4 protein-coding genes are annotated in these 13,188 nt (G+C 37.3%); all 4 read left to right on the plus strand.

Annotation, left to right across the window (positions count from 1 at the left end; all coding sequences use genetic code 11):
* Positions 1 to 479 precede the first annotated feature (479 nt).
* Genes NLG42_RS18110 through NLG42_RS18125 form a run of 4 tightly spaced genes read left to right on the plus strand, consistent with a single transcriptional unit; the run spans position 480 to position 13,101 of the window.
* Positions 480 to 7,823 carry a DUF11 domain-containing protein gene (locus NLG42_RS18110; protein ID WP_257681805.1) on the plus strand — a complete coding sequence of 2,448 codons (7,344 nt, stop codon included), beginning with the start codon at positions 480 to 482 and terminating at the stop codon, positions 7,821 to 7,823.
* Positions 7,798 to 10,209 carry a T9SS type B sorting domain-containing protein gene (locus NLG42_RS18115; RefSeq protein ID WP_257681806.1) on the plus strand — a complete coding sequence of 804 codons (2,412 nt, stop codon included), beginning with the start codon at positions 7,798 to 7,800 and terminating at the stop codon, positions 10,207 to 10,209. The genes NLG42_RS18110 and NLG42_RS18115 overlap by 26 nt, the downstream gene beginning before the upstream one ends.
* A gap of 28 nt (positions 10,210 to 10,237) precedes the next feature.
* Positions 10,238 to 11,161, plus strand: a complete 924-nt coding sequence (locus NLG42_RS18120; RefSeq protein ID WP_099718545.1) for a PorP/SprF family type IX secretion system membrane protein — start codon at positions 10,238 to 10,240, stop codon at positions 11,159 to 11,161.
* An 11-nt stretch (positions 11,162 to 11,172) separates the two neighbouring features.
* Entirely contained in the window at positions 11,173 to 13,101 is a 1,929-nt protein-coding gene (locus NLG42_RS18125; RefSeq protein WP_257681807.1) for an OmpA family protein, read from the plus strand.
* Positions 13,102 to 13,188 lie beyond the last annotated feature (87 nt).

Raw genomic sequence — 13,188 nt, forward strand, 5'->3', positions numbered from 1 at the left:
ATATTAAGAGCCTTCATAAGGAAATACTTCACAACAACGTTTCAAATTATAATATGCAACCAGTTTCTTAATTCAAGAAAAAAACTTTAATCAAATATTTACGACAAATCGATTGATAAAGCAGCTTTATATTTAACTCTAAAATCAGGAAATGTCAAAACTCACAATATCAATATATTACAAAAAACAAAACCACAATAATCGTAAGTATTTACACTCAAAATAATCTTTTGTAAAACTTAAATGATTCTGTTTTCTTGTTGCAAATTCTAACTTGCAACATATAAAAAAGCCTCTTAAAGCTAACTTTTCATAAATTTGAGTACCCTCTGTTTACAAATACCAATCATTCCTTTTCGAAACTAACGAACAGCATAAATTTTAATTTAATGTGGTTATAAATTGTTCGTATCCACTTTGCAATCTCGAAGCCTATGGGACAATCTTTACAAACTAAGAAGTATTTCAAAAAACTCATTTTGGCATTATTTATAGTTCTTTCTCACACTATAAATTCATACGCTCAAAACTGTACAGTTAACGCTGGAGTTTTAAATGTTACAATTTGTGAAACTGATGCATTAGTTTTAGAAGGAAGTACACCTTCACCAATTATAGGTACCGTTATGTGGTCTCAAATTTCAGGTCCTGCAGTTGTTATAAACTCTCCAGAAAATACGAGTACTACAGTATCAGGTTATACAGGAGGAAATACTTATATTTTTAGATACAGCGCAGTCTGCGGAGATGGTATCTCAACCTATCAAGATAAAGTAGTTAATGTTGCTCCTATCACTCGAGCACAAGCTGGCGGAGACGTAGCAAGCTGCCCTAACAGTGCAGGAACATTAACTATTACGGCAAACACACCTCAGAATACAGGAGAAAATGGTTACTGGGAAATTGTAGGCAATAATAATGCAGGTGTCGTAATCAATTTTCCCGATTTACCTACTTCGACCATAAATCTGCCTGCAACAAGCTGCGGGGTAACTACCTTACAATGGGTAATTGAAGGTCCAGAACTTGCTCCTGGAATTCGTTGCAGAACTACCTCACAAATTACCGTAACCAATTATGGCGGTGTTAAGCCTATTTCGGCAGGGCCAGACCAAACATTAAGTAATTGTTATACTACTACACAAAGTACCAATTTAAGTGGCACATATGGCGGATGCGGATTAAATGGTCAAGGCGGATTATGGACATTTGTAAGCGGCCCAAATACACCAACAATAAGCAGCCCAACATCAAATACTACTCAAATTTCTAATCTAACTGAAGGTACTTATACTTTTAGATGGACAGTAACAGGACCTTGTGCTTCTGGAAATGATTTAGTTTCAATTATTGTACCTCCGGCAACCCAAGATGTAACAACATTACCAGGCGGCGATGAAAATATATTCTTTTGTGACAATACTATCACTCAGGTTACCCTTATTGCACAAACCCCTTTGTATGCAGGCGAAACGGTACAGTGGACACAAATTGCAGGCGGTCCTGGTGCTGTAATTGTTTCACCAACAAATCCCACTACGTTAGTTACAGGTATTTCTGATTCAGGAGATCCTTATAAGTTTAGATATACTCTTACCAATGCTAATACCGGCTGTGTTTTTACTAAAGATTATAATGTTCAGTATAATGGTGCGACAAGAACTATTGTTGCGAACAATGGCAGGGATATCGTAGGAAGCTGTAATGCAACTGTTTTTACAATTCCGCTTACCGTAACGGGTACAGGAGTAAATCAATATAGAATTACGCATGGACCTGATAATTCTCCTTTAGCACCCTTCCCTACTACACTGCAAAATGTTGGTAATTCACTAACCTTAACCCTTACGGCTCCGGGAGATTATGTTGTAGAATTCGTTAGAAGTGAAAATGGCTCACTAAATGTTGGATGTGATTATGGTTTTGATACTTTAAATATTCTTGTTTCTGGTGCTCCAACACCTTCTAATGCTGGATCTGACGTAAGTTTACCTTGCGGCGATACCACCACAATGCTTTCTGGTGTTATGACTGACGACGGCTTGCATTTTTGGAGTCAGTTAAATGGTCCAAATGAAGCTATAATTGCAGATGTTTTTGCAACAGACACGCAAGTAAGCGGCCTTATTCCTGGTACCTATATTTTTCAATATATAACAAAAGGCGGCGGTGCTACCTGTGGATTCTCAGTTTCGACTGTAACTATATATGTCTCTGGAAGTACATTAAGCAACACTGATGCAGGACCCGATCACGTGGTTTGTACAAAAACTGATGTACCGCTTACAGCAAAACCCGCAGAAAGTGGAGAAATTGGTGGATGGAGTCAAGTTTCTGGACCAGATACAATAACATTCTCTAATATGCATGATCCTAACGCAATTGCTTCAGGATTTTTGACCTCAAATGCTACTTATGAGTTAAAATGGACGATTTCTTATCTGCATCCTGGACCAGCTTGTAGCGCCTCCGTTTCTGATAATGTGTTGATATACACGACCAACAATATTGCTCCAACGAGTTCTGACGCTGGACCAGATACTTGCTATCCTAATGGAACCAATAGTTTTAACTTAAGTGGAAATACACCCGAAAGCTCAGATTTTGGGACTTGGACGGTCACTCCTTCTGCAGGAGTTGTAATCGCTGATGTAAATGATCCTAATACTTTGGTCACAGTTCCTACAGATGGAACTTATACTTTTACCTGGGCAATCGTAAATAGATCAAGAATATGCATACCAAGTACGAGCAGTGTAAAAGTAACTATTGCTGCAACGCCGCCAGCGGCAGATGCCGGACCTGATCAGGAAATTTGCGGCAGTGTAATAACTATGGCGGCCACTGTCAGCGGTGGTGCCACTGGAAGCTGGACAAGGATATCTGGAGCGGGTAATTATACTATTAGTGATCCTACTGACCCAAATGCTGTTTTTACGTTTACATTTAGTGGTTACTATATTTTTAGATGGACTGTAAATGCAAACATTTGCGGGGAAGCTTTTGATGATATTAACTTAACAGTTGGAATTCCACCACACGTTGCTGCCGCTGGACCAGATCAAAATGTTTGTAATAATACCACCGTAACAATGGCTGGAAATGCCTACGACAGTTTTTTTGAAGAAGGTCAATGGTCTGTGCTAACTGGAGCACCAAATCAGCCTAATATTGTTGATCCATCTAATCCAAATACGGTTATTAACGGACTTGTAAAAGGAACTTATACTTTTAGATGGACAATTAACTCAAAAAGCGTGTTTTTATGTCCGCCAACATTTGATGACATGATCATAACTGTTTCGCCGGCAGCCAATGCAGGTCCTGATAAAACATATTGTGATGTAACCAGTATACAGCTTATAGGAAACGAAAACTCTACTGGAACTTGGACACTTACTACTACCTCCGGAAATGTTAATGATGTTGTTATTACCCAATCACCACCAAACAGTTATATTGCAAATGCTACAGTAGTTCCTGGAAACACATATATCTTTACCTATACCATATCTTCTTCTGTCAATCCAGTTTGTCCTGGATCATCAGATCAAGTAAATATAGATGTATTTAACGGTGCAAGTGTTGATCCTAATGCAGGAGCCGATCAAAATCTTTGTATTGCTGATGTTGGAGGTAAAACAGTTTTAGATGGAAACACACCTCCTCCTGATGTTACAAAAGCCCAATGGAAATTTGTTTATCAGCCAACAGGAAGTGTTGCTGTTATTGAAACACCATCAGCACCAAAAAGTAATCTATTAAACTTAACCGTTCCTGGACTTTACATTTTAGAATGGGTTTTTGAAAGTGCATCTTGTCGAACACTATCTGATATAGTTCGTATCGAAATGAATGCCCCGCCTAGTATTGCAGATGCGGGACCAAATGATACTGCTGCTTGTCAAACTACATATAAAACAGCTGCTGTACCGCCTGCAGTTGGTATTGGAACATGGACTTTTGACACGGTTCCAGCTGGAAGTACAGCTGTAATCGATAACCCAAACAGTCCTACCACAACCTTATCAAATGTTACCGTTCTAGGAACTTATATATTAAGATGGACGGTTACAAATGGTTCTTTTACTGATCCTTCATCATGTCAGCCTTCTGTCGATACAGTATCAATAACCTTTAATGACATACCGCCTTCAAAAGCAGATGCTGGGCCAGATCAAGAATTATGTAATGCTGATTCTGCTACCATGGCCGCAGTACCTGTAACTTCAGGAATTGGTACTTGGACTAAGGTGTCGGGACCTGCTGCCAATATTGGTGCTCCAAATGACCCTAATTCTATAATGCTTGGACTGCAGCCCGGAACTTATGAGTTTTTATGGACGGTGACAACATTAAATAATAATGGTTGTATTTCTCAAGATTCAGTTATCGTTACGATTTACGACCAGCCTTCAACTGCTGATGCTGGACCAAATCAGATAATCCCACAATTTTCTCCCGTAAACATGAACGCTTTACCTCCAACAGTAGGCACAGGAGTATGGACTCAAATATCAGGACCAAGTACTTTAGGTTTTGTTGACAGCACATCGCCAACAACAGCTGTTAGTGGTACTATTTCTGGCACTTATCAACTTCAATGGACGGTGAGCAACGGAAATTGTGCTGTTTCTTCTGATGTTATGACCCTTACAATACTTGCTGTTTCTGATCTTGAACTAACAAAATCTGTGTCTCCTACTCACGGAAGTGCGGGAGATGTAGTAACCTTTACGATCCAGATTTTTAATAACAATTCACTTGGAGGAACGGTAACCGCAACTGGTGTAGCTGTAAGAGATTATCTTCCTACTGGTTTTACCATAGTGCCGGGATCAGCCAATTTATCTGGACAGTATAATGTAGGAGATAATACGTTGACTTGGTACAATCTTACAATCCCAAATGGAGGAAGACTAAACTTAACATTCAAAGCTACTATTAATGCCGTTGGAAGTACATTAAATAAAGCTGAAATTGTAGAATCTAATCAATTTGACCCTGACAGTACGCCAAACAATCAAATAGAAACCGAAGATGATCAGGATAGTGCTTCTGTCTCAATAGACGTTGCCGATTTATCACTTCAAAAAACAGTTTCTCCAACTTCTGTTAGTATAAATGACAATGTAATCTTTACAATTAGAGCAACTAACAGCGGTCCTAATAACGCCACAGGAGTAACAGTTTCAGACAAACTTCCTCCGGGTTATACGTATGTCAGCGACAATGGTTCTGGTAAATATAACAGTACTACTGGTATTTGGAATATAGGTAATCTGAACAATGGAAATTCAATCACATTACAGATTACGGCAAAGGTCAATGTTGCAACAGCAGCTAATTACAAAAATACTGCAGAAATACAAACTGCACGTCAAGTTGACCCAGACAGTACACCTGGAAATGGTCTTCCTGAAGACGATATGGCAAGTGCAAATATTACGCTTAAATCAGCAGATTTAGAGCTTACTAAAACGGTTACCCCAACATCTGCAGCGTCAGGTCAACAAGTAGATTTTACTCTTAATGTAATCAATAAAGGCCCTGGAAACGCTACAGGAATAGCTGTACAAGATGTTATTCCGGTAGGTTATACATTGATTCCTGGCTCTGTATCAATTGGAGGAACCTATCAAGTAGCAACAGCTACGCTTGAATGGAAAAATATAGCATTGGCAAATGGTGCTAATACCAATTTAACTTTTAGTGCATTTGTAAATCCGTTAGGAAGTTATAAAAATGTAGCTCAAATAACCGCCAGTGATTTACCAGATCCTGACAGTACACCAAATAATGATGACGGTGATCAAAGCGAAGATGATGAAGCTAATGCTGAAATTATCTATATTGGACCTTCGGCAGATTTATCATTGGTCAAAAAAGTTGTTGCAGGAAATACTAGTCCAGTAGTAGGAAGTCAGATTTCATTTGAACTAATAATACAAAATGACGGACCAAATAGTGCAACTGGAATTGAGGTTAAAGATTTACTTCCAACAGGATATGAATTTGTAAATTATAGTTCCTCTGCTGGGCTTTATAACAATACTACTGGTATATGGAATGTTGGTACTGTTGATAAAGGAGTTGCCGAATCACTTATTATTGATGCCAAAGTACTGCCAACAGGAGTTTATAAAAATATTGCTCAAGTAACAGCCAGCAGTCTGCCTGATCCTGATAGTACGCCAAATAACGATGATGGAGATCAAAGCGAAGATGATGAAGCCAATGTAATAGTTACTCCTATTCAGCCAACAGCGGATTTATCAATTACTAAATCTGTAAACAGATCATCACCTTTAATAGGCTCCAAAGTTACTTTTGAAATTATAGTAACCAATAATGGGCCAAATGATACTACCAGCGTACAAGTAACTGATAAGCTTCCATCAGGATACACCTATGACTCGTTTACAGTATCTACTGGAACATATGATTCAGCAACAGGTTTATGGATTGTTGGAAATTTAGTAAATGGAAAATTTGAAACGCTTCAAATTACTGCAGTCGTAAACCCAACAGGAGTTTATCTTAATTCTGCGGAGGTAACTGCCAGTGATCTTCCCGATCCAGATTCTACTCCAAATAACAATGTGACTACAGAAGATGATTATGCCGAAATTTCAACAACTCCAGTAACAGCTGTATCTGATTTATCTATTTCAAAAACGGTAAGCAATACCACTCCTACTGTTGGTTCTTTAGTCACTTTTACGGTTATCGTTACTAATGGAGGACCACAAGATAATACTGGTGTCGAAGTAACGGATTTATTGCCTTCTGGATATACATACAACAATTTCACACTCTCAACTGGAGCTTATGATCCAACTACAGGAGTTTGGACTGTAGGTAATTTAGTTAATGGAAAATTTGAAACACTGCAACTCACAGCTCGAGTAAATGCATCTGGCAATTATACTAATAGTACCGAGATAACAGCAGCAGATCTTCCTGATCCAGATTCTACTCCAAACAATGGAAATACAACCGAAGATGATTATTCGGCAGCCACTACAGTTCCAATATATCAATCTTCTGACTTGTCATTAACTAAAGCTGTTAACAATACTACTCCGTTGGTAGGTACATTAGCAACTTTCGAAATCATTGTCACAAACAATGGTCCGCAAGATAATACAGGAGTTCAAGTAAAAGATTTATTACCTTCTGGATATATCTTAAATGGATATACAATTTCAACAGGAACTTACAATGCAACAACTGGTATATGGACTGTAGGTAATTTGATAAATGGAAAATCAGAAACACTGCAGATTATTGCAACTGTAAATTCTACAGGAAATTTTACCAATATAGCTGAAGTAACTGCTGCAGATCTTCCAGATCCTGATTCAACACCAAATAATGGAATAACAACTGAAGATGATTATGGCACAGCATTAATAGTTCCAATACAACAAGCTGCAGTTTCAGATCTATCTTTGACTAAAAAAGTCAATAATCCAACACCATTAGTTGGCTCTCAAGTAACTTTTGAAGTAGTAATTACCAACAATGGTCCAAAAGACAATACTGGTGTTAAAGTCAAAGATTTACTGCCTTCAGGTTATACCTATAACTCCTATACAATTACAACTGGAACTTATGATTCGCTTACAGGATTATGGACTGTGGGTAATCTAATAAATGGTAAATCAGAAACCCTGCAAGTAACAGCAACTGTAAACGACTCAGGAGATTATTTAAATGTTGCCGAAGTTACAGCCAGTGACGTCCCTGATCCAGACTCCACACCTAATAATGGTGTTACAACAGAAGATGATTATGCGACAGCAACAGAACTTGAATAACGGAAAATCGGAAACTTTACAAATAACTGCAATCATAAATCCAACTGGAAATTATCTGAATTCTGCCGAAATTACAGCAGCAGATCTTCCTGATCCAGATTCAACTCCAAACAATGGAGTAACATCAGAAGATGATTATGATAGTGCATTTACAGTACCGATATTAAGAGGAACTGACTCTGACTTATCACTGATAAAAAAAGTAAACAATGCCGCTCCTTTAGTAGGCTCTCAAGTTATTTTCGAAATTATTATCAGCAATAACGGCCCATTAGATAATACTGGCGTTAAGGTTCGAGATTTGCTTCCAAACGGATATACTTTTAATGGTTATTCGATCTCTACAGGAACTTATGATTCTACAACTGGCGTTTGGACTGTGGGCGGTTTGGTTAATGGAAAATCTGAAACCTTAGAGATAATGGCAACGGTAAATCCTAATGGAGACTATACTAATGTTGCAGAGGTAATTGCAGCAGATCTTAAGGATCCTGATTCAACACCAAATAATGGAATATCAACTGAAGATGATTATGCGACAGCAACTACTACTCCAACAAATGTGTCGGCAAATCTATCGTTGACCAAAACGGTTAATAATCCAACACCATTAATTGGAGCGCAAGTTACCTTTGAAATTGTTGTAACCAACAGCGGCCCGCAAAATACATCGGGAGTGCAGGTCAAAGATTTACTTCCGCCAGGTTATACTTTTAGCAGTTTTACCGCTACAAAAGGATCCTATAATAAAAATACAGGAATCTGGAATATCGGCTCTTTTGTAAATGGAGATTCACATACATTGCAAATCACCGCTATAGTAAACGCTGCAGGAAATTATCTCAATATTGCCGAAGTAACGGCGAGCAACATGCCTGATCCTAATTCAACTCCAAATAACGGAGTGACTACAGAAGATGATTATGCAACTGCGCTTGTAACTCCTTCAGTTCTTATGGCCGATTTATCAATCAGTAAAACTACGCAAACAGGCAATACAATGTATGAAATTGGTTCGACAGTTATTTTTAATATTACAGTAACAAATGACGGTCCGGGTGATGCAAGCGGTGTGAAAGTAAAAGACTTACTTCCAGCTGGATTTACTTATCTAACCAATTCGGTAACAAGCGGAATTTATAATTATGCTACTGGAATCTGGACTACTGGAACCGTTAATAATGGAGAAACTCAAACTTTGGATATTTATGCCAAAATAAATCCGCCGACGGGTGCAGCTAATGAATATACTAATGAAACAGAAATTACAGCCAGTAATATGCCTGATCCTGATTCAACACCAAATAACGGAGTTAAAACAGAAGACGACTACGACAGCATTCAAATCAATGTTTCAATCGCTGATTTAAGTTTAGATAAAACAGTAAGTAATAAAAATCCAAATGTAGATGAGGTAATAACCTTTACATTAAAGCTTAACAACGAAGGACCAAGTCAAGCAACAGGAGTTGCCGTTGATGATATAATTCCACTAGGCTATCGAAATATTACTAACATCTCAAACGGTGGATTATTTAGAGCCAACACTATAAAATGGGCTAATTTAACTGTTCCCGTTGGAGGTATTACTTTGACTTATCAAGTTACAGTTGCGAGTCCGCATGGTCTTGAAGGTTACGATTATTTAAATATTGCCCAAGTAACTGCCAGTGATCAATACGATCCAGACAGTAAGCCAAATAACGATGATGGTGATCAAAGTGAAGATGATGAAGACTCAGAATTCATCAACATTTCATCAACAGATATTGCTATAAACAAAGAGGTTGACAAAACAGATGTGCCAATGTACAGCACCGTAACCTTTACTATTACAGCAGAAAATCTTGGAAACCTAACTGCTACAAATGTCGAAGTTCAAGATATACTTCCTAAAGGCTACAAATTAGATACATTCACCGTATCGTCTGGAGTATATAACAGTACAACAGGAACTTGGACAATTCCAACTGTAGCTGTAAAAGGTTCTCAAACTTTGACTATTACAGCAAAAGTGGTTGATTTTAATGACTATTTAAACACAGCTCATCTTATTAAAATGGATCAAATAGACAGCAACTCGTCAAATAATCAAGACAGTGCAACCGTTGCTCCTAACTGTTTGAAAATTTTCAATGAATTTTCTCCAAATGATGATGGTCAAAATGATACTTTCTACATTGATTGTATCTCACAATATCCAGACAATCAGCTCGAGATATTTAATCGCTGGGGTAATTTAGTGTATTACAAGAAAGGGTACAATAACACTTGGGACGGCAAGGCAGACGGCTCTGCAAAAACACTTCCAGAAGGTACCTATTTCTACATTCTTGATCTAGGAAATGGTTCTCCAAAAACATCTGGATGGCTTTATTTAAAATAAAATAGCAATAACCAAAATAGAATTGGCTATGATTAAAAGTATAAAAAAGATTTTCACGATCCTTACAATGCTTTCTGTATTTGGTGCGATGGCTCAGCAAGATCCCCAATACACACAGTATATGTATAATACGCTTAGTGTTAACTCTGCGTATGCCGGCTCATTAGGACATTTAGCTATAACTGGTATATATAGAACACAATGGGTTGGACTTGAAGGAGCACCAAACACACAGTCTTTTACACTCGATACTCCTCTTGGAAAAAACGTAGGTTTAGGTTTATCTGTAGTAAGTGAAGAAATTGGTCCTTCAGAAGAGCAATATCTTGATGCTAACTTCTCTTACACCATTCCATCAGGACAAACCCATAAATTGTCTTTTGGAATTAAAGGCGGCGGAAGAGTGATAAATATTGACTGGACAAAAGGAAGTTATAGAGATCCAGATGTTCAGTTTCGTGAAAACATCACCAATAAATTCCTTCCAGTAGTTGGTGCGGGATTATACTGGCATGGCGAAAGAGATTATATCGGATTGGCTATTCCTAATTTTATGACCAGAGAACGATACAATTATGATGATATTGCCGATGATCTAGTCAATGAACGAATGCATCTTTATCTTATTGGTGGAATTGTTTTTGATCTTTCAGCTCACACCAAGTTTAAACCAGCCGCAATGGTAAAATATGTAGCCGGAGCTCCATTAATTGCCGATTTCTCAGCTAATTTCATGTTTAATAACTGCGTAACACTTGGTGTCTCTTATAGAACAGGAGATTCTGTAAGTGCTCTCGCATCGTTACAAATCACACCGCAATTTCTTGTAGGCTACGCTTATGATTATACTACTACCGAATTACAAAACTACAATAGCGGCACACACGAAATTATGCTTCGATTTGAATTAGTATCACGCAAAAAGGGATTAAAATCTCCTAGATTCTTTTAATACTAGCAGCCATGGAAAAAAGAATTATTATACTCGCCCTGCTAATCATCCAAATGGTTAATTCGCAAACAAAGAACAAAACAGCCGATGCTCTTTTTGATAAAATGTATTATATAGATGCCGCAAAATCATATGAACTGTCCGTAAAAAATGGTGATACTTCAAAAGAAATTTTACAGCGTTTAGGAGATGCGCACTATTTTAATACCCAAATGCAAGATGCCAGCAAATGGTACAGCAAACTGCTTGCTGATTATTCTGCCGAAGTTTCAGCAGAATATTACTTTCGTTATGCACAATCTTTGCAGGGAATCAAGAATTATGATCTGGCAAAAAAATGGATGAAAAATTTCTCCGAGAAACAAAAATCATCTGATTCTAGAGCTCAAAACTTCTCTCTAAAAACAGTAACTCTTGAAGATATAAAGAAAATAAAACTGCAGTTTATCCTCGAGAATTTAGAAATCAATTCGGCTTACTCCGATTTTGGTCCAATGTTCTACAAAGGCGACTTAGTTTACTCAACAACAGTAGATTCCTCTTATTTAAAAACTGCAAAATATGGATGGAACGATCAGCCGTATTTAAATATGCAGCTAGGGAAAATAAGTCCGACACAAACAAATGTAACTTTTAAAGAACGTTTTGCAAAAGAAATTACAACCCAATATCACGAAGCTTGTGTCGCTTTTTCACCCGATGAAAAAACAATCTATTTTACTAGAAACAATTACAACGGCAAACTTAAGAGAGACGACAAAGGCGTTAATAATTTAAAATTATACACTGCCAAAGCAGTAGAAAACAGGAATGGTACTGTTCGATGGGAAAATGTAAAAGAACTTCCGTTTAACAGTGACAGCTATTCTGTTGGACAGCCAACTGTAAGCAAAGACGGTAAAAAACTGTATTTTGTTTCTGATATGCCGGGAACAATTGGTTCGACAGATATTTTTATGGTAGACATTTTGGGCGAAGACCAATATTCAAATCCTAAAAACTTAGGCGAAAAAATAAATACAAGCGGACGAGAAATGTTTCCGTTTATAACAGACAAAGCGCTGTACTTTGCCTCAGATGGTTTTTTAGGTTTAGGAGGTCTTGACGTTTTTGAAAGCCGATTAAATAATGAAGTTTTTGATTCACCAGTTAATCTTGGCGCGCCTTTAAACAGCAGTTTAGATGATTTTGGATATATTGTAAACGAAGAAACCAACAAAGGTTTTGTATGTTCAAACAGAAAAACAGGAAAAGGCGATGATGATATTTATTCGTTCGAAAGAAGCTGTACACAATCTATTGAAGGTTATGTTTTTGATGCCATTTCGAATAAAAAAATTCCGGGTGCCATAGTTACACTCAAAAACAATGAAAACCAGCAATTACAGCAAACCGTTTCAAGAATGGATGGAAAATTTGAGTTTGAAGAAAACATCAATTGCAATACACCTTACGCTGTAGAAGCTGCTAAAGATAATTTTACAACCTCATCAAAAACAATCGTTACTGCCGAGAATTCTGGAATAACCGAAGTGCCAATTGGACTTGATCCAACTCTTATAGAACGTAAAGACGGAATTTTAAAAATCAAAATCGGAATTATTTTCTTCGACCTCAACAAATCAGATATACGATACGATGCGGCAATAGAACTTAATAAAGTTGTTTTATTAATGAATCAATATCCAACCGTAATTATAAAAATTGAATCTCATACAGATTCAAGAGCCGATGATCAATACAATCTTGAATTATCTGATCGAAGAGCCAAAGCAACCAGAGATTATATAATATCTCAAGGAATTGCCCCTGAACGAATTGAAAGCGCAATTGGCTACGGCGAAACCCAGCTTATCAATAATTGCTCAAACGGCGTTCCCTGCACCGAAGCACAACATCAAATGAACAGACGAAGCGAATTCATTATTACAAAAATGTAATATTTGTAAAAGTCTAAAACTACAATTTGGAATAAAAAAAAAACGGTCATAAACCGTTTTTTTTTATTTGAGTTTTTATCAAAATTA

Origin of the sequence: Flavobacterium plurextorum, from assembly GCF_024638035.1 — a bacterium.
GTDB classification, from domain to species: domain Bacteria; phylum Bacteroidota; class Bacteroidia; order Flavobacteriales; family Flavobacteriaceae; genus Flavobacterium; species Flavobacterium plurextorum.